The 21,000-nt window shown below is 63.3% G+C and carries 22 protein-coding genes, 1 pseudogene and 1 riboswitch; of the genes and pseudogenes, 18 read left to right on the top strand and 5 right to left on the bottom strand.

The genetic code is table 11. From position 1 onward, the window contains the following. The first annotated feature begins 74 nt into the window (after positions 1 to 74). Positions 75 to 1,844, top strand: a complete 1,770-nt coding sequence (locus FJ434_RS08790) for an acyl-CoA dehydrogenase (protein ID WP_140745711.1) — start codon at positions 75 to 77, stop codon at positions 1,842 to 1,844. A 19-nt stretch (positions 1,845 to 1,863) separates the two neighbouring features. Beyond that, positions 1,864 to 2,616 carry a crotonase/enoyl-CoA hydratase family protein gene (locus tag FJ434_RS08785; RefSeq protein ID WP_140745709.1) on the top strand — a complete coding sequence of 251 codons (753 nt, stop codon included), beginning with the start codon at positions 1,864 to 1,866 and terminating at the stop codon, positions 2,614 to 2,616. A gap of 11 nt (positions 2,617 to 2,627) precedes the next feature. Here FJ434_RS08785 and pdxH read toward each other — a convergent pair whose 3' ends face one another. Continuing rightward, entirely contained in the window at positions 2,628 to 3,245 is a 618-nt protein-coding gene (gene pdxH / locus FJ434_RS08780; RefSeq protein WP_140745707.1) for a pyridoxamine 5'-phosphate oxidase, read from the bottom strand. Positions 3,246 to 3,285: 40 nt separating this feature from the next. Here pdxH and FJ434_RS08775 point away from each other — a divergent pair, with 40 nt between their 5' ends. The 4 genes from FJ434_RS08775 (at position 3,286) to FJ434_RS08760 (ending at position 6,343) form a co-directional block, all read left to right on the top strand. Further along, on the top strand, positions 3,286 to 3,747 hold the full coding sequence (locus FJ434_RS08775) for an RT0821/Lpp0805 family surface protein (RefSeq protein ID WP_140507832.1): 462 nt from the start codon (positions 3,286 to 3,288) through the stop codon (positions 3,745 to 3,747). Positions 3,748 to 3,847: 100 nt separating this feature from the next. Then, positions 3,848 to 4,780, top strand: coding sequence for a J domain-containing protein (locus FJ434_RS08770; protein WP_140745705.1), 933 nt, complete (start codon positions 3,848 to 3,850; stop codon positions 4,778 to 4,780). 104 nt (positions 4,781 to 4,884) lie between these two features. Further along, entirely contained in the window at positions 4,885 to 5,703 is an 819-nt protein-coding gene (gene fabI / locus FJ434_RS08765; protein WP_140507828.1) for an enoyl-ACP reductase FabI, read from the top strand. Positions 5,704 to 5,755: 52 nt separating this feature from the next. Continuing rightward, positions 5,756 to 6,343, top strand: a complete 588-nt coding sequence (locus FJ434_RS08760; RefSeq protein WP_140745703.1) for a histidine phosphatase family protein — start codon at positions 5,756 to 5,758, stop codon at positions 6,341 to 6,343. Between the two features lie 124 nt (positions 6,344 to 6,467). Here FJ434_RS08760 and FJ434_RS08755 read toward each other — a convergent pair whose 3' ends face one another. Further along, on the bottom strand, positions 6,468 to 6,731 hold the full coding sequence (locus FJ434_RS08755) for a DUF1344 domain-containing protein (RefSeq protein WP_023783490.1): 264 nt from the start codon (positions 6,729 to 6,731) through the stop codon (positions 6,468 to 6,470). A gap of 183 nt (positions 6,732 to 6,914) precedes the next feature. On the opposite strand from FJ434_RS08755, the gene aroC reads away from it, so the two are divergent. Then, positions 6,915 to 8,015 carry a chorismate synthase gene (gene aroC, locus FJ434_RS08750; protein ID WP_140716861.1) on the top strand — a complete coding sequence of 367 codons (1,101 nt, stop codon included), beginning with the start codon at positions 6,915 to 6,917 and terminating at the stop codon, positions 8,013 to 8,015. 108 nt (positions 8,016 to 8,123) lie between these two features. Next, entirely contained in the window at positions 8,124 to 9,224 is a 1,101-nt protein-coding gene (ribB, locus tag FJ434_RS08745) for a 3,4-dihydroxy-2-butanone-4-phosphate synthase (RefSeq protein ID WP_027142339.1), read from the top strand. Positions 9,225 to 9,243: 19 nt separating this feature from the next. On the opposite strand, the gene FJ434_RS08740 is transcribed toward ribB, so the two are convergent. Then, complete coding sequence (locus tag FJ434_RS08740) at positions 9,244 to 10,464, bottom strand: MFS transporter (protein WP_140745700.1); 1,221 nt, start codon at positions 10,462 to 10,464, stop codon at positions 9,244 to 9,246. A gap of 119 nt (positions 10,465 to 10,583) precedes the next feature. Between FJ434_RS08740 and FJ434_RS08735 the strand changes: the two genes are divergently transcribed. Further along, positions 10,584 to 11,192: a TetR/AcrR family transcriptional regulator gene (locus FJ434_RS08735; protein WP_140507820.1), complete on the top strand. Its 609-nt coding sequence runs from the start codon at positions 10,584 to 10,586 to the stop codon at positions 11,190 to 11,192. A gap of 85 nt (positions 11,193 to 11,277) precedes the next feature. Then, on the top strand, positions 11,278 to 12,261 hold the full coding sequence (locus tag FJ434_RS08730; protein ID WP_246678250.1) for a hypothetical protein: 984 nt from the start codon (positions 11,278 to 11,280) through the stop codon (positions 12,259 to 12,261). Between the two features lie 116 nt (positions 12,262 to 12,377). Here the strand turns inward: FJ434_RS08730 and bluB are convergent. After that, a pseudogene (gene bluB / locus FJ434_RS30115) lies at positions 12,378 to 12,995 on the bottom strand (5,6-dimethylbenzimidazole synthase); the annotation flags it as partial. Between the two features lie 110 nt (positions 12,996 to 13,105). Then, a riboswitch (cobalamin riboswitch) is annotated at positions 13,106 to 13,288 on the bottom strand. 178 nt (positions 13,289 to 13,466) lie between these two features. On the opposite strand from bluB, the gene FJ434_RS08720 reads away from it, so the two are divergent. The 6 genes from FJ434_RS08720 to FJ434_RS29695 all read left to right on the top strand — a co-directional run bounded on the left by FJ434_RS08720 (position 13,467) and on the right by FJ434_RS29695 (position 18,423). After that, positions 13,467 to 14,393, top strand: coding sequence for a histone deacetylase family protein (locus tag FJ434_RS08720; RefSeq protein ID WP_140745696.1), 927 nt, complete (start codon positions 13,467 to 13,469; stop codon positions 14,391 to 14,393). 3 nt (positions 14,394 to 14,396) lie between these two features. Next, positions 14,397 to 14,648 carry an exodeoxyribonuclease VII small subunit gene (locus FJ434_RS08715; RefSeq protein ID WP_015318808.1) on the top strand — a complete coding sequence of 84 codons (252 nt, stop codon included), beginning with the start codon at positions 14,397 to 14,399 and terminating at the stop codon, positions 14,646 to 14,648. A gap of 92 nt (positions 14,649 to 14,740) precedes the next feature. Further along, positions 14,741 to 15,007 carry a DUF2277 domain-containing protein gene (locus FJ434_RS08710; protein WP_027035955.1) on the top strand — a complete coding sequence of 89 codons (267 nt, stop codon included), beginning with the start codon at positions 14,741 to 14,743 and terminating at the stop codon, positions 15,005 to 15,007. 40 nt (positions 15,008 to 15,047) lie between these two features. Further along, a complete protein-coding gene (locus tag FJ434_RS08705; protein ID WP_140507812.1) occupies positions 15,048 to 15,968 on the top strand; it encodes a pirin family protein in 921 nt (306 codons plus the stop codon). A 75-nt stretch (positions 15,969 to 16,043) separates the two neighbouring features. Beyond that, the gene (gene dxs, locus FJ434_RS08700) at positions 16,044 to 17,981 is read left to right on the top strand and encodes a 1-deoxy-D-xylulose-5-phosphate synthase (protein ID WP_181165839.1); all 1,938 of its coding nucleotides are present in this window, start codon (positions 16,044 to 16,046) and stop codon (positions 17,979 to 17,981) included. A gap of 148 nt (positions 17,982 to 18,129) precedes the next feature. Then, on the top strand, positions 18,130 to 18,423 hold the full coding sequence (locus FJ434_RS29695; protein WP_181165838.1) for a hypothetical protein: 294 nt from the start codon (positions 18,130 to 18,132) through the stop codon (positions 18,421 to 18,423). Here FJ434_RS29695 and FJ434_RS08690 read toward each other — a convergent pair. Next, complete coding sequence (locus FJ434_RS08690) at positions 18,420 to 18,821, bottom strand: GFA family protein (protein WP_140745692.1); 402 nt, start codon at positions 18,819 to 18,821, stop codon at positions 18,420 to 18,422. The two genes, FJ434_RS29695 and FJ434_RS08690, sit on opposite strands and share 4 nt — an antisense overlap. 170 nt (positions 18,822 to 18,991) lie before the next feature. Here FJ434_RS08690 and FJ434_RS08685 point away from each other — a divergent pair, with 170 nt between their 5' ends. Together FJ434_RS08685 and FJ434_RS08680 are read left to right on the top strand one after the other, a co-directional pair. Further along, positions 18,992 to 19,756: a TlyA family RNA methyltransferase gene (locus FJ434_RS08685; RefSeq protein ID WP_140745690.1), complete on the top strand. Its 765-nt coding sequence runs from the start codon at positions 18,992 to 18,994 to the stop codon at positions 19,754 to 19,756. Beyond that, complete coding sequence (locus tag FJ434_RS08680) at positions 19,753 to 20,994, top strand: class I SAM-dependent RNA methyltransferase (protein WP_140745688.1); 1,242 nt, start codon at positions 19,753 to 19,755, stop codon at positions 20,992 to 20,994. Before FJ434_RS08685 ends, FJ434_RS08680 begins: the two co-directional genes overlap by 4 nt. Positions 20,995 to 21,000 lie beyond the last annotated feature (6 nt).

Raw genomic sequence — 21,000 nt, 5'->3', positions numbered from 1 at the left:
CCAAAGGCGGATGGTTTTGCGGCGGCACTGGCTCTAGGGTCGGCGAGGCCGGTGCATCAGGAGGATCGAGCGGCATGTATCGGGCACCGGTCGAGGATATTGCGTTCACCCTGAAGCACGTCGCCGGCATGAAATCGGCCATCGATGCCGGTGCATTCGGCGATCTCGGCGAGGATCTGGTCGATGCCGTCCTTGGCGAAGCTGGCCGCTTCGCCACCGAGGAGGTGGCACCCCTTTATAAGATCGGCGACGAACAAGGCGCCGTGTTGAAGGACGGGGTCGTCACCACGCCGCCGGGCTGGAAGGAACTCTATCGCCGCTGGATCGAAGGCGGCTGGAACGCGCTCTCCGGGCCGGAAGAGTATGGCGGTCAGGCGCTGCCGACCATGATCGGCGTCGCCGCGCTCGAAATGTGGAATTCGGCCGCCATGGCGTTCGGCATCGGCCCGACGCTGACAATGGGCGCGGTCGAAGCGCTGGACAAGCACGCCTCTGAAGACCTCAAAGCGAAATATCTGGCAAAGCTCGTCTCCGGCGAGTGGATGGGCACGATGAACCTGACCGAGCCGCAGGCCGGATCGGATCTCGCCGCCCTGCGCAGCCGCGCCGAGCCGGCCGGCGACGGCACCTACCGCATCTTCGGCCAGAAGATATTCATCACCTATGGCGAGCACGATTTCACCGACAACATCGTCCACCTGGTGCTGGCGCGGCTGCCCGATGCACCGGCCGGAACGCGCGGCATCTCGCTGTTCCTGGTGCCGAAATTCCTGGTCGGCGACGATGGCACGCTGGGTGCGCGCAACGACGTCTTCTGTTCCGGCCTCGAGCACAAGCTCGGCATCCATGCCTCGCCGACCTGCACCATGATTTATGGCGATGGTTTCCAGGGTGCCCAACCCGGCGCCATCGGCTGGCTGATCGGCGAGGAGAACAAGGGCCTCGCCTGCATGTTCACCATGATGAACAATGCGCGGCTTTGCGTCGGCATGCAGGGCGTCGCTGTCGCGGAAGCCGCGACCCAGAAAGCGATCGCCTATGCCAATGACCGGCGTCAGGGCAAGGCGGCAAGTTTTGGTGGCACCGGCATGGCGCCGATCGTCCATCACCCGGACGTGCAGCGCAATCTCCTCACCATGAAGGCGCTGACACAGATCGCCCGCGCGATCAGCTATTCCTGCGCCCACGCCATCGATCTCGCGCGCGTATCGTCTGGTGACGAGGCGGCGCATTGGCGCGACCGTGCCAATCTCTTGACGCCGCTCGCCAAGGCCTTTTCCACTGATGTCGGCGTCGAGGTCGCCTCGCTTGGCGTCCAGGTGCATGGCGGCATGGGCTTCATCGAGGAAACGGGTGCGGCAGCCCTCTACCGCGACGCGCGTATCGCGCCGATCTATGAAGGCACCAACGGCATCCAGGCGATCGATCTGGTGATGCGCAAGCTGCCGCTTGGTGGCGGCGAGCACGTGCATGGCTATATCGACGAACTGGCTGGTATTGCCAATGCGGTGCGAACGTCGAACCTCGAAGGGTTTGGCCGCACCGCTGATGCTCTCGATCAGGCGCTCTTCGATTTGACGCAGGCAACGCGCTTCCTGCAGAAATCGTCGGCCGACGGCCGGACGGAGGAGGCGCTGGCGGGTGCGACGCCTTATCTCAGGCTGATCTCGCTGGCCGCCGGCGGCGCCTATCTGGCGCGGGCCGCTCTTGCCGACGACGGCCGCATCGCGCTTTGCCGCTTCTTCGCCGAAAACCTGCTTGGCGAAGTCAGCGCTTTGAAGGAGCGCGTGATCGGCGGCGCCGAAAGCCTGGCTGCTGCCGGCAAGGCACTGATTTCTGCCTGACCTTCACAAGGAAAAGACCGTGACAGACCACATCCTCGTCGAGCGCCAGGGCGCCATCCAGACCATCCGCATGAACCGCCCGGACAAGAAGAACGCCCTGACGCGCGCCATGTATGCCAAGATGTCGACGGCCCTTGCCGAAGGCGACGCCGATCCGGCGGTCCGCGTTCATGTCTTTCTCGGTGTGCCCGGGGCCTTCTCATCCGGCAACGACCTTGCCGATTTCATGGTTATGGCTACCGGCGGCGATGGTGGCACGGAAGTCTGGGATTTCCTGCTGGCGTTGGCCCGGGTCGAAAAACCCATCGTCTCTGGCGTCGACGGCATCGCGGTCGGCATCGGCACCACGATCAACCTGCATTGCGATCTGACCTTCGCCACGCCACGCACTGTGTTCCGCACGCCCTTCGTCGATCTCGGCCTCGTGCCGGAGGCTGGATCGAGCCTTTTGGCGCCGCGCATCCTGGGTCAGCAAGCTGCGTTTGCGCTGCTTGCCCTCGGCGAAGGCTTCTCGGCCGAGCGCGCGAAGGCCGCTGGAGTGATCTACGAGGTGGTCGAGGAGGGCGCTCTGGAGGCCTCGGTCCTCTCGGCAGCCGGCCAGATCGCGGCCAAGCCCCCGCAGGCTCTCAAGATCGCGCGCGACCTGATGCGCGGCTCACGCGACGATCTGGTTGCCCGCATCGGAGTGGAGAGCGAGTATTTCCGTGAGCGGCTGAAATCCGATGAGGCGCGCGCGGCCCTCACGGCATTCATGACCAGGAAAAAGGGCTGAACCTTACCCTTTCAGGGATAAAGCCTCGTCTTGCTCCAACCACCATCGGCGTCGCGTGAGAAGACCACTCGGTCATGCAGCCGGAACGGCCTGTCGTGCCAGAATTCGATCGTCTTCGGCACGATGCGGAAGCCCGACCAGTGCTTGGGCCGTGGAATCTCGCCGATAGCGTAGCGCGCTGTGTATTCCGCGACGGCCTTTTCCAGGGCAAAGCGGCTTTCCAGCGGCCGCGACTGCTTCGAGGCCCAGGCGCCGATGCGGCTGCCGCGTGGCCGCGTTGCGTAATAGCTGTCGGCCTCGGCGTCGCTGACGATTTCCACCGGACCGCGAATGCGGACCTGGCGGCGCAGCGATTTCCAGTGGAAACACATCGCCGCCTTCATGCTGCCTAGAATCTCCTGGCCCTTGGCGCTCTCGAAATTCGTGTAGAACACAAAGCCGCTTTCATCGAACCCCTTGAGCAGCACCATCCGTACGTCCGGCATGCCCTCGGCATCGACGGTCGCCAGCGCCACGCCGTTGGCATCGTTGATTTCGCTCTTGGTGGCGTCGTCCAGCCATGCGGCAAAGAGACGAAACGGCTCGGCCGCTTCGGTAAAGTCACTGGTTATTAACGCTGTGTCACTCATAGTTTTTCTCAAATTGTCACGAGATCAGGGAGGTTGCCGATTGTCGCGTATCGCGCAAGCTTTTGACAGCAGGCAATGGGGCGTTATCGCTTCAGCCAGCGCGAAAGCGGCGATCGTGGCAATCGCCCTGCCGCTTGCCGGCTGCGGTGCGGGCGGCTTCAGCCTGGACAAAGCCGAAGTCGACCGCTCGATCCTGACCAGCAGCACATCGGCTTCGGCCAAGCCGGCCGATTCGGATCGCGACTCCGACCAGACGACGATCGGCAATGCGGTATCCTCCGCCGACATCGAGCAACTCAGTGGCCAGGCCGTGCCTTGGGCGAATGCCGGCACCGGCTCGCGCGGCTCCATCACGGAACTGGCGGAATTGAAGGACAGCGGCCAGACCTGCCGCCGCTTCAGGGCTTCGCGCGAGAGCTTTGACGGCGTTGCCATGTTCGAGGGCGAACTCTGTCTTGCCAGCGCCGGCGGCTGGCGCATGCAGGGCTTCAAGGCACTCTGATTTTCCGGCCTTGATATGATGCACCGCTACTGGAATTTCTTCCTATGCGAGCGCATATAGGGGGCAAGTATGGACTCACTCCTTTTCCAGGGCAGGAAGCATGCGCGACCCCTATGAGGTGCTGGGCGTTGCAAAGAACGCATCGGCCAAGGACATAAAATCGGCGTACCGGAAACTCGCAAAGAAACATCATCCGGACCAGAATCCGAATGATCCCAAGGCGAAGGACTGTTTTGCCGCGGCCAATCAGGCCTACGAGGTCATCGGCGACGAGAAGAACCGTGCCGCTTTCGATCGTGGCGAGATCGATGCCGACGGCAAGCCGCGTTTCCAGGGTTTTGAGGGTGCGGCCGGCGGCGGTGACCCCTTTGCCGGGTTTCGCCGCCAGCAACAGGGCGCCGGCGGCTCGCGATTCGAGTTCCGCTCGGGCCGCCCCGGTGGCGATCCGTTCGACGGCAACAGCGACATCTTCAGCCAGATTTTCGGCGATGCCTTTTCAGGCGCGCGCGGGCCAGGGGCAGGCGACCGCCGCCAGCCGGCGACATCAGCTGACCTGAACGTCACGCTCGACGTCACCATCGAGGAAGCTGCGAACGCCGAAAAGGTCACGGCGATGTTCCCGGACGGCCGCAAGGTGGCGGTCAAGCTGCCGGCCTATGTCGAGGATGGCCAGACCATCCGGTTGAAAGGCCAGGGCGAGCAGGGACCGGGCCAGCCCGGCGACGCACTGGTCAAGATCCACATCCGCCGCCATCCGCGCTACCGCATCGAGGGTCGCGACCTGCACGCCGATCTGCCGGTTTCGCTGGCCGATGCTGTGCTGGGCGCCAAGGTGCCGGTCGAGACGCCGACCGGCAGGCTCGCTGTCAACGTTCCCGCTTGGTCCAGTTCCGACAAGGTCCTGCGGCTCAAGGGCAGGGGCTTGCCGGAGAAAGCCGGCGGCCATGGCGATCTCTATGCCCATGTGCGCATCATGCTGCCGGAAGGCGGCGACAGCGCGCTGGAATCGCTGTTGCGCGGCCAAAAAGGCTGATCAAGAGCTTTTGTCCCCCGAACTGTCCGGTTTGAACGCTTGAAGGGGCTGTGTGCCTGTGCGATAGGCACTCCACAAAGAGAAACCTTGCGGAGAGCGCTGACATGGCGGGTGGACAGGGCCTAATGGCCGGCAAGCGCGGCCTTATTCTTGGCGTCGCCAATAACAGGTCGATCGCCTATGGCATTGCCAAGGCCTGCGTCGATCACGGCGCCGAGATCGCACTGACCTATCAGGGCGAAGCCTTCAAGAAGCGGGTCGAGCCTCTGGCGGCGGAACTGGGCGCCTTTGTCGCCGGCCATTGCGACGTCACCGATTCCGCGAGCTTGGACGAGGTTTTCGCTAATGTCGCCAAGCATTGGGGCAAGCTCGACTTCCTCGTCCATGCCATCGCTTTTTCCGACAAGGACGAGTTGACCGGCCGTTATGTCGAGACGACGCGCGACAATTTCCTGCGCACCATGGACATTTCGGTCTATTCCTTCACCACCATCGCCAAGCGCGCCGAAGCGCTGATGACCGAGGGCGGTTCGCTGCTGACGCTGACCTATTACGGCGCCGAGAAGGTGATGCCGCACTATAACGTCATGGGCGTCGCCAAGGCGGCACTCGAGGCCAGCGTGCGTTACCTCGCGGTTGATCTTGGCGCCAAGAAGATCCGCGTCAACGCGATTTCCGCCGGCCCGATCAAGACGCTTGCCGCCTCCGGCATTGGCGATTTCCGCTACATCCTGAAGTGGAACGAATACAATTCGCCGCTGAAGCAGACAGTCACGCAGGAAGAAGTCGGCGATTCCGGCGTCTATTTCCTGTCCGACCTGTCGCGTGGCGTCACCGGCGAGGTGCACCATGTGGATTCCGGCTATCACGTCGTCGGCATGAAGGCGGTCGACGCGCCGGACATTTCGACGGTCAAGGATTAGTTCTCTCCGCCTATCCTCCGTCCAGGCCCTGGCCCGATCTCCGGAAGAGCTGATGTACCCGCTGGTTTATATCGCGCGCCACGGCCAGACCGCGTGGAACGCCGAGTTCCGGCTTCAGGGCCAGGCCGACACCGATCTCAATGCCCTCGGCCGCGATCAGGCGACCAGAAACGGCCATCGGCTGGCCGAACTCATCGGCGATCCCAACGAGTTCGACTTCGTCGCCAGCCCAATGAGGCGGACGCGCGAGACGATGGAGCGCATCCGCGCCGCCATGAAGCTCGATCCGCTCGCCTATCGAACCGATATCAGGCTCATTGAAGTCAATTTCGGCGATTGGCAGGGCTTTACCTTTGCCGAGCTCGATACGCGGTTTCCCGGGGCAAGCAGGACGCGTGCTCGCGATAAATGGAATTTTCAGCCGCCGGGCGAAGGTGCCGAGAACTACCAGATGCTGCTTGAGCGGGTGAAGCCATGGTTCGACGAGATCGACCGCAAGACGATCTGTGTCACGCATGGCGGTGTCATGCGCGCCCTGTTTCGCTTCGTGCTTGATAGGCCCGAGGACGAGGCCGCGAACCTGGAGATACCGCACGATCGCGTGCTCAAACTCGAAGGCAACAGCCTGGAATGGCTTTAGGACGCCTGGTAAAGGCCAATTCCTAACGCATGTCGCCCAAAGTGACCTCGGTTTTTGGGAAGACGACATGCACAAAAACAAGACCTAAAGCGTGTCGCATGAATCCGTTTCGACGCGACGCGCTTTAGTTCGTGTCGCTGTCTCCCGGCAACTGCATGTCGGTGACGACGTTTTCGCCATCGGTCACATCGTAAGCGATGACGATGTCCATGCCTGGCTTCAGCGCGTCGAGATCGGTCTCGGCATTCAGCTTGTAGGATTTGCCGTCATCAAGCGTCAGCGTCAACGCGTCCTTGTCGACCTTCTTGATCAGGCCTTCGGTCTGGCCGGCAAAGGCGGCGGTGGAAAGCAGCAGCGTGGCGGCAACAGCGCCAATCAGGGTACGCATCATCGTCCTCTTTGGTCATTGCGCCGGCCTGGGTGGCGGCGGATCCTCAACGGCGAATGGAGCAGAGCAGAAACCAACCGAATGTGTCAAAACTAAATCCGCCAGATCACAGTTTGACCACTGTGGAAAACGCCAATAGAAGGCTGGCTTCAGCCGGTTTCGATGCCGGGCAGGGCACTTTCCATGTCTCACAACACGTTTGGCCATCTTTTCCGCGTCACCACCTGGGGCGAGAGCCATGGCGCGGCGCTCGGCTGCGTGGTCGATGGCTGTCCGCCGGGTATCCGTTTCACGCGCGATGAAATCCAGGCCGAACTCGACAAGCGCCGACCCGGCCAATCGCGCTTCGTCACCCAACGCCGCGAGCCGGACGAGGTGAAGATCCTCTCAGGCTTCGTCCTCGACGAGGACGGCGCGACGATGATCACTACCGGTACGCCAGTCTCGATGCTGATCGAGAATGTCGATCAGCGCTCGAAGGACTATGGTGAGATCGCCCGCCAGTTCCGGCCGGGCCATGCCGACTACACCTACGAGGCCAAATACGGAGTACGGGACTATCGCGGTGGCGGCCGCTCTTCCGCGCGCGAGACCGCGGCCAGGGTCGCCGCCGGCGCGCTCGCCCGCAAGGTGGTGCCGGGCATGGTCGTGCGCGGCGCGTTGGTGTCGATGGGCGAAAAGTCGATCGACCGAGCCAACTGGAACTGGAATTTCATCGGCGACGCGGAAAATCCGTTTTTCACCCCCGATCCCGCTTCCGTTCCTGTTTTCACGCAATATCTCGACGCCATTCGCAAGGCCGGCTCCTCGGTCGGCGCGGTGATCGAGATCGTCGCTGACGGCGTGCCTCCCGGCCTCGGCGCGCCGATCTACGCCAAGCTCGACCAGGACATTGCCTCCGGCCTGATGTCGATCAACGCCGTCAAGGGCGTCGAGATCGGCAACGGCTTCGAGGCCGCCCGCATCACCGGTGAGCAGAATGCCGACGAGATGCGCATGGGCAATGACGGCGAGCCGGTGTTCCTGTCCAACAATGCCGGCGGCATCCTCGGCGGCATCTCCACCGGCCAGGCGATCGTCGCGCGCTTTGCCGTGAAGCCGACGTCGTCGATCCTGACGCCGCGCAAATCGATCGACAAGGACGGCAACGACGTGGAGGTGATGACCAAGGGTCGCCACGACCCTTGCGTCGGCATCCGCGCCGTGCCGATCGGCGAGGCCATGGTTGCCTGCGCCATCGCCGACCACTATCTGCGGCACCGAGGACAGACAGGAAGGGGATAGGGACTAGGGGACTAAGCTTGGCTGCCACGCCGAAACGGCCAAATTTTCCTTTTCCCTACTCCCGCACTACCCTATTCCCCTACTCCCTGCGAGTGAAACGAGCGCTTTATGCCTTACGACCAGAAGAAAATCGTCGAAGCAATTCGGGCCTTCGAACGCGGCGAGATCGTCGTCGTCATGGACGATGACGGGCGTGAGAACGAGGGCGACCTGATCGTCGCCGCCGTCCACTGCACGCCGGAGAAGATGGCCTTCATCGTGCGCAACACGTCGGGCATCGTCTGTACGCCGATGCCGCGCGAGGAGGCCAAGCGGCTGAACCTCGCGCCGATGGTGGCCGACAATGATTCGGCCCACACGACCGCCTTCACCGTCAGCGTCGACTTCAAGCATGGCACCACGACAGGCATTTCAGCCGACGACCGCACGCTGACCGTTCGCAATCTTGCCAACGGCAATGTCGGCGCCTCCGATTTCGTCCGCCCCGGCCACATCTTTCCGCTCATCGCGCGCGAAGGCGGCGTGTTGATGCGCTCGGGTCACACCGAGGCCGCGGTCGACCTCTGCAAGCTCGCCGGCCTGCCGCCGATCGGCGTGATCTCGGAACTGGTCAATGATGACGGCACCGTCAAGCGCGGCCCGCAGGTCGCGGCCTTCGCCGAGGAGCACGGTCTCAAGCAGGTATCGGTCGCCGACCTCATCGCTTACCGGCAGCGCAAGGAAACGCTGGTCGAGCGCGTCGCCTGTTCCGACATCGAGACGCTGGGTGGCAAGGCGCAGGTCTTCACCTACACGCTGCCCTGGGACACGATGCATCACGTCGCCATCGTCTTCGGCGATATCCGCGACGGCGAGGACGTCCCGGTGCGACTGCATTCGGAGGACGTCGTAACCGATGTGTTCGGCACCAGCCACCGCCTCGACGGCATCATGAAGGCGATGGGCGAGCGCAAGCGCGGTGTCATCGTCTATCTGCGCGAGGGCTCGGTCGGCGTTGCCCACCAGGAGCGCAACCGGCCGGCGCCGGGCGATCGCGAGGACCATGAAGAGGCGCGCCGGCGCGAGAGCGAATGGCGCGAGATCGGCCTTGGTGCGCAGATCCTGAAGGATCTCGGCATTTCCTCCATCAACCTGATCGCCTCGCGCGAACGCCATTATGTCGGTCTCGAAGGGTTTGGCATCCACATCGCCAAGACCGAGATTATCTGAGCTCAAGAAATCCTGGCTGTCACTCGGCCGGGATTGCCGCCTCGCATCCTTTCAACTCGCATTCATGGGTGGCGAGGCTGCGCTGGCCGAGCAGCACCGTGACCAGTGCGATAACGCCTGATGCCACCGAAACCCAGAACCCGTTCTGGGCGCCGAACGCATCCACCACGGCGCCGGCAGCGAACGAACCGAGCGCCATGCCGATGCCGATGCCGGTGGTCACCCAGGTGATGCCTTCGGTCAGCATCGTCTCAGGCACATGCCGTTCGATCAGGCCGAAGGCGGTGATGAAGGTCGGGGAGATCGCCACGCCGCTGATGAAGACAGTCAGCGCGAGCACGGGCACGGTGCTGGCGGTAAGCGGCAGCAGTGTGCCGAGCGCAACCAACGCGACCGCGATGGCGAGCTGGCGCTGCAGCGGTGCTTTCAGGTTGAGCGCGCCGATGATGATGCCGAGCACGAAGGAGCCCAGCGCATAGACGCCGATGACGAGACTTGCGGCGCCTGGCTGGCCGAGTTCCTTGGTGATCGCCACTGTGCTCACCTCCGTCGTCGCGAAAGTCGCGCCGATGAAGATCATGGCGAAGGTGATGATTTGAACCGGCCCCAGGCGGATAGCCGAGCCGGTTGAGCCATGGTCCACCGGTCGCACTTGCGGTTCGGTCGAACGCTGCAGGATGAAGGCTATCGAGCCCAGGGCCAGGAACAGCGTGCTGACGAGCACGCCCGCTTCCGGGAATAGCGCGGCGCTCAGACCAACCGACAGCGATGCGCCGGCGATGTAGACCAGTTCGTCGGCCGCCGACTCGAAGGCGAAGGCGGTGTTCATCTCGGGCCGGCCCCGGAAAATCTCGGTCCAGCGCGCGCGTATCATGGCCGGCATGCTTGGCATCGCCGCGGCCAGCAATGCCGACACGAATAGCGTCCATATCGGCCAGTCCTGATTGGCCGATGCGATCAGGGCCGTGAATGCGAGCACGGAGATGATGGTGGTGGGGACGACAACCCGCGTCTGGCCGAGGCGGTCGACCAACCTCGATATTTGCGGCGCCAGGAAAGCATTGGCCAAGGCGAATGTCGCCGAAACCGCACCCGCCAGCCAGTATTCGCCACGCGTCTGCGACAGCATCGCCACGATGCCGATCGGCGCCATGGCGATCGGCAGGCGCGCCATGAAGCCGGCGGCGGCAAAGCCCCTGGCGCCAGGAGCGCAAAAGATTTCCGAGTAGGGGTTTTGCATGATCCTGTTCCTCGACAAGGGGCGATTCGACAATTACATACGAGACGTATAAGTGTCAAATAGACCATACGTCGCGTATGTCAATTGGCATACGGAGCGTATGTAGATAAGGCCAGAGCATGCACCGACCCCGCAAGGAGATGATCGCCGAGACGCGTGCCAAGCTGATCGCCGCGGCGCGCCAAGCCTTTGGCACCATCGGTTATGCCGAAGCGTCGATGGACGATTTCACCGCATCGGCCGGACTGACGCGCGGCGCCCTCTATCATCACTTCGGCGATAAGAAGGGACTGCTGCAGGCGGTTATCGCGCAAATCGATGCGGAAATGGCCGCGCGGGTGAATGAGGTCGCGTCGAGGGCGCCGACCCGCTGGCAGCATTTCGTCGACGAATGCACGACCTACATCGAAATGGCGCTGGAGCCGGAAATCCAGCGCATCATGTTCCGGGACGGTCCGGCCGTGCTGGGCGATCCGGCACAGTGGTCGAATGCCAATGCCTGCGTCGGTTCAATGACCGATCATCTGACCGCGCTGCAAGAGGAGGGGGTGGTCGTGCCGGGCCTCGATCCCGAGACCGCGGCGCGGCTGATCAACGGAGCGAGCAGTCAGGCCGCGCAGCGGATCGCCAATTCGAACGATCCCGAAGCGACGTCGAGGAAGGTGGTGGCAGCGTTCAAGCAATTGCTCGAAGGCCTGCTCGAGAAGCCGGAAGCGCGGCCAAACTGACCGCAATCGGGCTCCGCCACCGCTCGCAATTGACAATAGACGGTTTGGGCGCATCCTCCACAGCCACCTCTGGGGGATTCGGGGCATGTGGGATTTCGATATCGGCAGGTCGGTGTCCATCATGATGCGGACCTGGCCTTTCATCGTCTTTCGCATGATCGTCTATTTCGGCATCACGCTGGCCTATATCATGGCCACCGGCGCGGGCGCCTCCGTCGGCTATGGCGTCGGCCATATCTCCACCGATCCCGATGGGCCGTTGTCCTTTGCCATGTGGGGCGGGATTGTTGGCTTCGGCCTCGTCTCGATCGCCGTCTACTGGATCCGCGAATACATCCTCTACGTCGTCAAGGCAGGCCATATCGCCGTCATGGTGCATCTGATCGACGGCCATGACATACCCGACGGCCAGAACCAGATCGCCTACGCGAAAGAGGTTGTGACCGAGCGTTTTGCCGAAGCGAACATCCTTTTCGTTGTCGACCAGCTGGTCAAGGGCGCCATCCGCGCGATCACCGGCCTGCTGGGCGGAATTGCGGCTTTCCTGCCCATTCCGGGCCTGAGCGGCCTGGTCTCGTTCCTCAACACGGTGATCCGCCTGTCGCTGACCTATGTCGACGAGATCATTCTCGGCTACAACATCCGCATCAATTCGTCCTCACCCTTCGAGACCGCACGGCAAGGCGTCGTGCTCTACGCCCAGAACGGCAAGATCATGGTCAAGAACGCAGTCTGGCTGGCGTTGATCATGTGGGGGGTCTCCTTCGTCATCTTCCTGCTGATGCTGGCTCCGGCGGCCGCCATTCTTTACGTCATGCCCGGACAGCTCGCCGGCTGGGCCTTCGTTCTGGCCATTGTCTTTGCCTGGGCCTTCAAGGCGGCGTTCATCGAACCTTTCGCCATCGCGTCCCTGATGCAGGTCTATTTCAAGACCATCGAGGGCCAGGTGCCCGATGCCGCCTGGGACGCACGGCTGGCCGATGCCTCGTCAAAGTTCCGGGAACTCAAGCGCAAGGCGCTCTCCACCTTCGATGGTTCGCGCTGGGGCACGGCCGGCGCGACGCGCTGATCGGCAGGGTTTGCCGGCGCAGCGACGACGGTGTTGAGGCGGGCCACCGTAGATTTGAGCGAGGCTTCACCCTGGCCACAAAAAGTCTCGCTCATGATCAATTCGGGCAGCGGCAGCCGTCGGCCCCAGCCGTGCGTTTCGAGGTCCGGTTTCGGCGCAAACTCCGAGACACGGCCGACGCAGAGATAGGCGATCGGCGTCACGTGGTCGGGGATAGACAGCAGGCTTTTCAGCGCTTGCGCCTCGATGATGCTGACCCAGCCGACGCCAACACCCTCGGCGCGTGCCGCCAGCCAGAAATTCTGTACCGCGCAGACCGTACTGTAGAGATCCATTTCCGGATTGTGCCAACGTCCCAGCGGCGAGCCTTTCGAGCGCTCGTGGTCGCAGGTGATACAGATGTTGAGCGCGCTTTCGCAAATGCCTTCGAGCTTGAGCTTGCGGTAGAGCGCCCGCCGGTCCGCCTCGATTGCCGGCAGTTCCTGTTCGCGCGCGGCAAGGAACAGGTCGCGCACCTTCGCCCGTCGCGCGGCATCGCGAATGACGATGAAATTCCAAGGCTGCATGAAGCCGACCGATGGCGCGTGATGGGCGGCAAGCAGCAGCCGCGCCAGCACCTCGTCGTCGATCGCTTCCGATGTAAAATGGCTGCGGACGTCGCGTCGCGTGAACATGGCGCGGTAAACCGCGTCGCGCGCGATCTGATCAAATCCATTGGCCGTTGGAGCGGTCATAGCTTCCGGCATCGCTTGTCCCCTTGCGATTGCAGCAGTTCAATTCTCAGAGCGTACTTTGTGCGTCCAGGAGGGCGCACGTCGTTCTGATGCCATCCGCCTGACCATGCGGATGACGATGCCTGCCAGGCCGGTCTTCTGGCTCGGGATCAACCCGCGTCCGGTGCCTTCCCGTCATCGACAGTGGCACTTACCGGCGCGGTCCCCCTCACAGCGTTGGGCACGCCACGGTATCAAACCGTGTTCCCGATTCTCCCGCCAGAGCATTTGCAGCCAAGTGGAATCACTTGGCGTCGCAGAATGCGGCTAAAACAAACAGACCGGCGGGCACCAGGCAGTGGCGGCGACCTTACGCCGAAGCGCCGGCGAGGCCAATGCCCGCAGCGACATGAATGGACGCAGCCGTGATTTTCCCCAGCGATCAAGCCGCAACGCATGGCCATCACGGCGCCGGGGCACTAGATAGGGGACATGGTCACTCGTCTCTACACGCACCCGATCTTCCTCGAACACATCACCCCGCCAGGTCACCCCGAGCGGCCCGACCGCTTGCGCGCCATCGAGCGCGTGCTCGACGACGAAGCTTTTGCCGCGCTTGATCGCGCCGAGGCACCGCAAGGCGACGAGGCGACCATCCTCTATGCGCATCCCGCCGATTTCGTCGCGCGCGTGCGCGCCGCCATTCCCGCTGAAGGCCTCGCCCGCATCGACGCCGACACCAGCGCCAGCCCGAAGAGCTGGCAGGCGGTGATCACCGCGATCGGCGCCGCCAATGCCGCGGTCGACGACGTCTTTGCGGGCCGCGCCGACAATGTCTTCGTCGCCGCCCGGCCGCCTGGCCATCATGCTGAAAAGAACACGGCCATGGGCTTCTGCTTCTTCAACACTGCGGCTATCGCTGCCCGCTATGCGCAGAAGAAGCATGGCGCGGAGCGTGTCGCCGTCGTCGATTGGGACGTGCACCACGGCAACGGCACGCAGGATATTTTCTGGGACGATCCCTCGGTGCTATATTGCTCGACGCACCAGATGCCGCTCTATCCCGGCACCGGCGCGAAGAACGAGACCGGCGCCGGCAACATCGTCAACGCGCCGCTGGCGCCGCAGACCGGCAGCGAGGTGTTTCGCGATGCTTTCCTGTCGCGTGTGCTGCCGGCACTCGACAATTTCGCGCCCGACCTGATCATCATTTCGGCCGGCTTCGACGCGCACCATCGCGACCCGCTGGCGGAGATCAATCTTACCGAGGACGATTTCGACTGGGCGACCGGCCAACTGATGCAGCGCGCCGCACGCCATAGCGGCAACCGGCTCGTCAGCGTGCTCGAGGGCGGCTACGATCTGCAGGGATTGGCATTTTCGGTCGGCGCCCATGTCGGGCGACTGATGAAAGGATGAATGATGACTGGTGAGATCAACGAAGACGTCAAGGCGATGAGCTTCGAGCAGGCACTCGACGCGCTGGAGAAGATCGTCGATGATCTGGAGCGTGGCGACGTGCCGCTCGACCAGTCGATCCGGATCTACGAACGCGGCGAGGCGCTGAAGGTGCATTGCGACCGGTTACTGAAGGCCGCCGAGGACAAGGTCGAGAAGATCAGGCTGTCGCGCGACGGCAAGCCGGTTGGAACCGAGCCGCTCGACGCGGACTGAGGTCCGGAGCAGGCTTACCGACTTTTGAACACGATCATGATTGAGGATACAACTCGTCCCGATTGAAACGGACAAGAGGAGATACGGAAGCGATGTGCAGAAACATCAAGACCCTGTTCAATTTTGATCCGCCGGCAACCAATGACGAAGTCCGCGACGCGGCACTCCAGTTTGTCCGCAAGCTCAGCGGAACGACGCGACCGTCGAAACAGAACCAGCATGCGTTCGATCATGCGGTCGAAGCCATCGCGGCATCCGCACGCGAATTGCTTGATTCCCTCGAAACCCACCAGCATCCGCGCAATCGCGAAGAGGTGGCAGCCAAACTGAGAGCAAAGGCGGCGATCCGGTTCGCCTGACATGTCCAAAGCGGCCACCGAGCGCTGACCAGGAGAGTTCATGAGCTTCTTCCCGGGGAAAGACCCTGAGGCCGGCGATGCCTTCGCCAGCGACCAGATCGAACTGATGGTCATCCCCAACGCCAAGGATATTGGCGGCTTCGAGGTGCGCCGCGCCTTGCCGACCGCCAAGAGAAGGCTGGTCGGGCCGTTCATTTTCTTCGATCGCATGGGCCCCGCGATCATGCGCACCGGCCAGGCGCTCGATGTCCGTCCCCACCCGCATATCGGCCTGTCGACCGTGACCTATCTGTTCGATGGCAAGATCAGGCATCGCGATTCGCTCGGCACCGAAATGGTGATCGAGCCCGGCGACGTGAACCTGATGACTGCGGGCCGCGGCATCGTCCACTCCGAGCGCACGCCGCAGGAATTGCGCGGCGCGCCGATGTCGATCTCCGGCCTGCAGACCTGGCTGGCTCTGCCGGACGGCAAGGAAGAGGTTGCACCGGTGTTCGAGAACACAGCGGCGCTGCGGCTTCCAGAGATCGATGCCGAAGGCGTCAGCGGCCGCGTTGTCATCGGTGACTTCCAAGGATTGCGGTCCCCGGTGCGGGCAGATTCCGACACGCTCTACGCCGATTTGCGGCTGGGGCCCGGTGCCAGCGTCAAAATCCCGGCCGATGCGGAAGAGCGCGCCATCTACACGCTGGAGGGCGAAGTCTCGATTTCGGGCGACGTCTTTCCGGCCGAACGGTTGCTGGTGTTCCGGCCCGGCGACGAGATCGTCATATCGTCGCAAACCGGTGCGCATTTCATGCTGTTCGGCGGCGCCTCGCTCGGTTCGAAGCGCTACATCTGGTGGAATTTCGTCTCTTCGTCGAAGGAGCGCATCGAGCAGGCCAAGCAGGAATGGAAGACCGGCCGCTTCGATATCGTTCCTGGCGATGAGAAAGAGTTCATTCCGCTGCCGGAAGGCTGAGCGGAGCGGTGAGGGGCTGACCGTCCGCGTCACCGACACGCATTTACTTTCGCCGGCCGGCGGCCTATCCCGCCGATGAAAAGAGAGTCTGGGCCCAACGTGAACGCAACGCCGCATACGCCGCTTCTCGACAAGGTTCGCGTCCCGGCCGACCTGCGCACGCTGGCCGAGAGCGAATTGCCGCAACTGGCGTCCGAGCTGCGCGCCGAACTGGTCGATGCTGTCTCCCACACCGGCGGCCACCTTGGTGCCGGCCTTGGCGTGGTCGAACTGACGGTGGCGCTGCATTATGTCTTCAACACACCCGATGACCGGCTGATCTGGGATGTCGGCCATCAGGCCTATCCGCACAAGATCCTGACCGGACGCCGGGACCGCATCCGCACCTTGCGCCAGGAAGGCGGCCTGTCGGGCTTCACCCGCCGAGCCGAGAGCGAGTATGACCCGTTCGGCGCCGCCCACTCCTCGACGTCCATATCGGCTGGTCTCGGCATGGCCGCCGCCCGCGACCTTTCAGGCGGCCGCAACAATGTCATTTCAGTCATCGGCGATGGCGCAATGTCGGCCGGCATGGCCTATGAGGCGATGAACAATGCGGGCGCGCTCGATGCCCGCCTCATCGTCATCCTCAACGACAACGACATGTCGATTGCGCCGCCGACCGGCGCCATGAGCGCCTATCTGGCGCGCCTGGCTTCCGGCAAGGCCTATATCGGCTTGCGCGACTTTGGCAAGAAACTGACCTCCTATCTCGGCAAGCGGGCCGATCGAGCCATCACCCGCGCGGTCGAGCATGCGCGCGGCTATGTCACCGGCGGCACTTTGTTCGAGGAACTCGGCTTCTATCACATCGGCCCGATCGACGGTCACAATCTGGAGCATCTGATCCCGGTCCTGAAAAATGTCCGCGACAACGGCAAGGGTCCGGTGCTGATCCATGTGGTCACCCAGAAGGGCAAGGGTTATGCGCCGGCGGAAGCGGCCGCCGACAAATACCATGGCGTCAATAAATTCGACGTCATCACCGGCGCGCAGGCCAAGGCGCCAGCCAACGCGCCGGCCTACACCAAGGTGTTCGCCGAAAGCCTGATCCAGGAGGGCCGCAAGGACGATCGCATCGTCGCCGTCACCGCCGCCATGCCGAGCGGCACCGGCCTCGATCTGTTCGGCGAGTTGTTCCCGTCGAGGACCTTCGATGTCGGTATCGCCGAGCAGCATGCGGTGACCTTCGCCGCAGGCCTGGCGACGGAAGGCTACAAGCCGTTCGCGGCGATCTATTCGACGTTCCTGCAGCGCGCCTACGATCAGGTCGTCCATGACGTCGCGATCCAGAAACTGCCGGTGCGTTTCCCCATCGATCGCGCCGGCTTTGTCGGCGCCGATGGCGCCACCCATTGCGGCGCGTTCGACACCACCTTCCTGGCAAGCCTGCCCGGCTTTGTCGTGATGGCTGCCGCCGACGAAGCGGAGTTGCGCCACATGGTGCGCACCGCCGCCAGCTATGACGATGGCCCGATCGCCTTCCGCTATCCGCGCGGCAACGGGGTCGGCGTCGACATGCCCGAGCGCGGCTCGGTTCTCGAGATCGGCAAAGGCCGCATCGTCCGGGAAGGCAGCAAGGTTGCCCTGCTGTCCTTCGGCACGCGCTTGCAGGATTGCCTCATCGCCGCCGAGGAACTCGGCGCGGCCGGGCTTTCCACCACCGTTGCCGACGCCCGCTTCGCCAAGCCGCTCGACCAGGATTTGATCCGCCGGCTGGCCCGCTCGCATGAGGTGCTGGTGACGGTGGAGGAGGGCGCTATTGGAGGCTTCGCCAGCCATGTACTGCAGTTCCTTGCCCATGAAGGACTGCTGGAAAATGGCCTGAAGGTACGCCCGCTGGTACTGCCGGACGCCTTCACCGACCACGCCAAGCCGGAGAAGATGTATGCCGACGCCGGCCTCGACGCCGCCGGGATCGTGCGCACTGTTTTCACGGCCCTCGGCCATACGGTCCGCGCCCAGCGCGCCTGAATCAAAACCTGAACAGCTTGGATCAGTTTGCCGGCTTTATTTTGTAACGCATTGTTAACGCTGCCGTTTGGCGTTTCGCTTACTGTGTCCCTTGGCCGTTTTTCAACGGCACCCTGCTAGACCGGCGTCAGGCAGGGAGACAACAACAATGAAGACGGTTCTGTGCGGCGCGGCCTTCTTGGCCGTGATGGTCTTGCCGGCCGCGGCCGAAACACCCTATGACCGCAATCTTGAGAAGGCGGCGCTAGGCATTGTTGCCGGCAAGATTGGCGATATTCGCGGCGGCTTTTCCTACAAGCAGGTACCGCAGCTTGTGGCGCTGCCGGACCCCGCACCTCCGTCCGCTGTTGTGATCGAACATCCACGTGAACAGGCGCCGGGGAACCGGGACGATGGTCTGTCTCCCGCTGTCGAGCGCCAGGTTTTACGGACTATCTTTTAAAACCACATGTCGCGCACACAGCGGCCATCGCGGGGCAGATCGTCGTAAGTGTCGAGGCCATCGAAATGGTCGATCGGCAAGTCGGCGACGGCTTCGGGTGGTGCCAGCCGCACATTGACTGCGATCCGTATTCGGCCAGAATCGCTGGCGCGCAAGCCGCGCCATGCCAGCACGCAGGCGCATATCGGGCAGAACAGGATTTCAAGTGACGGCGTGTCCTTTCCGGCGCGCGTATAGCTGGCCGTCCGCCCTGAAACGCGAATACGTTCGTTGACATAATCATAGGCCCAGAGCGCGCCATAGCGGCGGCAAAGCGTGCAGTTGCAGGCCGTCACCGGGCCGGGATCGCCTTCTAGGGTCCAGTGGGCCGCGCCACAGTGGCAGGTTCCCGTCAGCATTCGTCCTCCGTGTCGCGACAACAGTGGTCCTCCTCGACTAATATTCTGCCGGACCCAATGCGATGCGCGCAAGCCGCGGCTTGGCTCGCCGCACCAGCCGCTCTCGCACGACGTCACCTTGTTCGGTGTAATGTTCTTGCCTTCACCGCAGGCTTTCGTCAGAGAAGGCGATGAATTCGCCTCTGCCAGCCAGCACACGCCAGCGGCTCGACGACCTGCTCGTCCAGCGCGGGCTGTTCGCCAGCCGCTCGCGTGCCCGCGACGCGGTCGAGCGCGGCACGGTGACAGTTGACGGCGCCATTGCCCGCAAGCCCGGTCAGAGCGTTTCGCCGCAATGCCTTGTTGTCATCGATGATCCGGCGCAAGGCTATGTCTCGCGCGCGGCGCTCAAACTTATCGGCGGACTGGACCATTTCGGCCTCGATCCCGCTGGCCGCGAAGCCCTCGACATCGGCGCCTCGACAGGCGGGTTCACCCAGGTGTTGCTCGAACGCGGCGCCCGCCATGTCACGGCAATCGATGTCGGGCACGGCCAGATGCATCCTGATGTCGGCGCTGATCCGCGCGTAACCGTGATCGAAGGCCTGAACGCACGCGATCTCACGGCTGCCGATCTTGCCGGTCGCAGTCCGGATTTCATCGTTTCCGACGTCAGTTTCATCTCGCTGAAACTTGCGCTGCCGCCGGCGCTTGCTCTTGCCAAGTCCGGTGCCGGCGCGGTCTTTCTGGTCAAACCGCAATTCGAGGCGGGCCGCGAGGCGATCGGCAAAGGGGGTCTGTTGAAGGATCCCTTCGATGCGGCCCGTGTCGCGGGCCTGCTGCAGGATTGGCTGGATGCCGTTCCCGGCTGGCGTTCGCTCGGCCTGCATCTGTCGCCGATCGAAGGTGGCGACGGCAATCGCGAATTCCTGCTCGGTGGGGTCAAGGACCAATGAGCGCACGCTTCACAATACGAAAGCTCGGATCGCAGGGCGACGGTATCGCCGAAACCGAAAGCGGCGATCTGTTCATTCCCTTCACGCTGCCGGGCGAGACCGTCACCGCCGCGCGCGAAAGGGATCGTGCGGCGCTGATGGCGGTGCTGGAGGCCTCGCCGCTGCGCATCGAACCCGCCTGCCGCCACTTCACCGAATGCGGCGGTTGTGCCCTCCAGCATCTGGAAGCCGAAGCCTACCGACAGTGGAAGCGTGAAAAGGTGGTGCACGCATTGAAGGGCAAGGGCATCGAGTGCGAAATCGGAGAGTTGGTCGCCTGCGCACCGCAGTCGCGCCGCCGTGTGGTGCTTGCCGCCCGGCGCACCGAAACAGGCATGTTGCTCGGCTTCAATCGCCATCTGTCGCCGGAGATCATCTCCATATCCGAATGCCCGATCTCACTGCCCGAGATCGTCGCGGCACTCGGCCAGCTGAGGGCGCTGGCCGAATTGATATGCGCCACCACCAAATCGTTCCGGATGGCGGTCACCGTTACGGGTTCCGGCCTCGACATCGCGGTGCATGAGTCCGGCAAGTTAGGCGAACACCAGCGCCGTATCGCCGCCAATTTTGTCATTGCACAGGGCTTTGCCAGACTGTCCATCGATGACGAGATCGTCATTGAGCCAAGGAAGCCGGTCGTCATGTTCGGCAGCGTCGCGGTGGCGCTACCGCCGGGCGCCTTCCTGCAGGCGACCGAGGCAGCCGAACGGACCATGGCCGAGATCGTCGGCGGACATCTGAAGCGTGCAAAAAGGGTCGCCGACCTTTTTGCCGGTTGCGGCAGCTTCGCCTTGCGGTTGGCCGCGACGTCGGAAGTGCACGCGGTCGAAGGCGATGCGGCCGCACTTTCGGCGCTCGACCGGGGATCCCGCTTCGCGACAGGCATCAAGCGGGTGACGGGCGAGCGTCGCGACCTGTTTCGCCGGCCACTGACGTTCAAGGAGTTGAACGCCTTCGACGGCTTGGTCTTCGATCCCCCGCGCGCCGGTGCCGAGGACCAGTCGAAGCAGATCGCCCGCTCGGATGTTCCATTCATTGCCGCGGTGTCCTGCAACCCGGTAACGCTGGCTCGCGACCTGCGCATCCTCATCGACGGCGGCTACACCTTGAAAAGCGTGACGCCGATCGACCAGTTCCTGTGGTCGCCCCACGTCGAAGCGGTCGCGCTGCTGGGGAAGCCGAAGCGGCGGCGGTAGTTCACG

Source organism: Mesorhizobium sp. B2-5-13 (assembly GCF_006440535.1).
GTDB lineage: Bacteria > Pseudomonadota > Alphaproteobacteria > Rhizobiales > Rhizobiaceae > Mesorhizobium > Mesorhizobium salmacidum.
Note: the sequence above shows the minus strand (reverse complement) of the source record. Positions and strands in the feature narration are given on the sequence as shown.

Excerpts from the sequence above, each read along its gene's own strand:
- aroC (WP_140716861.1), top strand. The coding sequence starts at position 6,915 with ATGTCTCACAACACGTTTGGCCATCTTTTCCGCGTCACCACCTGGGGC.
- FJ434_RS08715 (WP_015318808.1), top strand. The coding sequence starts at position 14,397 with ATGACTGGTGAGATCAACGAAGACGTCAAGGCGATGAGCTTCGAGCAG.
- pdxH (WP_140745707.1), bottom strand. The coding sequence starts at position 3,245 with ATGAGTGACACAGCGTTAATAACCAGTGACTTTACCGAAGCGGCCGAG.
- FJ434_RS08730 (WP_246678250.1), top strand. The coding sequence starts at position 11,278 with ATGTGGGATTTCGATATCGGCAGGTCGGTGTCCATCATGATGCGGACC.
- fabI (WP_140507828.1), top strand. The coding sequence starts at position 4,885 with ATGGCGGGTGGACAGGGCCTAATGGCCGGCAAGCGCGGCCTTATTCTT.
- FJ434_RS08680 (WP_140745688.1), top strand. The coding sequence starts at position 19,753 with ATGAGCGCACGCTTCACAATACGAAAGCTCGGATCGCAGGGCGACGGT.
- FJ434_RS08710 (WP_027035955.1), top strand. The coding sequence starts at position 14,741 with ATGTGCAGAAACATCAAGACCCTGTTCAATTTTGATCCGCCGGCAACC.
- FJ434_RS08735 (WP_140507820.1), top strand. The coding sequence starts at position 10,584 with ATGCACCGACCCCGCAAGGAGATGATCGCCGAGACGCGTGCCAAGCTG.
- FJ434_RS29695 (WP_181165838.1), top strand. The coding sequence starts at position 18,130 with ATGAAGACGGTTCTGTGCGGCGCGGCCTTCTTGGCCGTGATGGTCTTG.
- FJ434_RS08760 (WP_140745703.1), top strand. The coding sequence starts at position 5,756 with ATGTACCCGCTGGTTTATATCGCGCGCCACGGCCAGACCGCGTGGAAC.
- FJ434_RS08740 (WP_140745700.1), bottom strand. The coding sequence starts at position 10,464 with ATGCAAAACCCCTACTCGGAAATCTTTTGCGCTCCTGGCGCCAGGGGC.
- ribB (WP_027142339.1), top strand. The coding sequence starts at position 8,124 with ATGCCTTACGACCAGAAGAAAATCGTCGAAGCAATTCGGGCCTTCGAA.
- FJ434_RS08720 (WP_140745696.1), top strand. The coding sequence starts at position 13,467 with ATGGTCACTCGTCTCTACACGCACCCGATCTTCCTCGAACACATCACC.
- FJ434_RS08690 (WP_140745692.1), bottom strand. The coding sequence starts at position 18,821 with ATGCTGACGGGAACCTGCCACTGTGGCGCGGCCCACTGGACCCTAGAA.
- dxs (WP_181165839.1), top strand. The coding sequence starts at position 16,044 with ATGAAAAGAGAGTCTGGGCCCAACGTGAACGCAACGCCGCATACGCCG.
- FJ434_RS08770 (WP_140745705.1), top strand. The coding sequence starts at position 3,848 with ATGCGCGACCCCTATGAGGTGCTGGGCGTTGCAAAGAACGCATCGGCC.
- FJ434_RS08790 (WP_140745711.1), top strand. The coding sequence starts at position 75 with ATGTATCGGGCACCGGTCGAGGATATTGCGTTCACCCTGAAGCACGTC.
- FJ434_RS08705 (WP_140507812.1), top strand. The coding sequence starts at position 15,048 with ATGAGCTTCTTCCCGGGGAAAGACCCTGAGGCCGGCGATGCCTTCGCC.
- FJ434_RS08755 (WP_023783490.1), bottom strand. The coding sequence starts at position 6,731 with ATGCGTACCCTGATTGGCGCTGTTGCCGCCACGCTGCTGCTTTCCACC.
- FJ434_RS08685 (WP_140745690.1), top strand. The coding sequence starts at position 18,992 with ATGAATTCGCCTCTGCCAGCCAGCACACGCCAGCGGCTCGACGACCTG.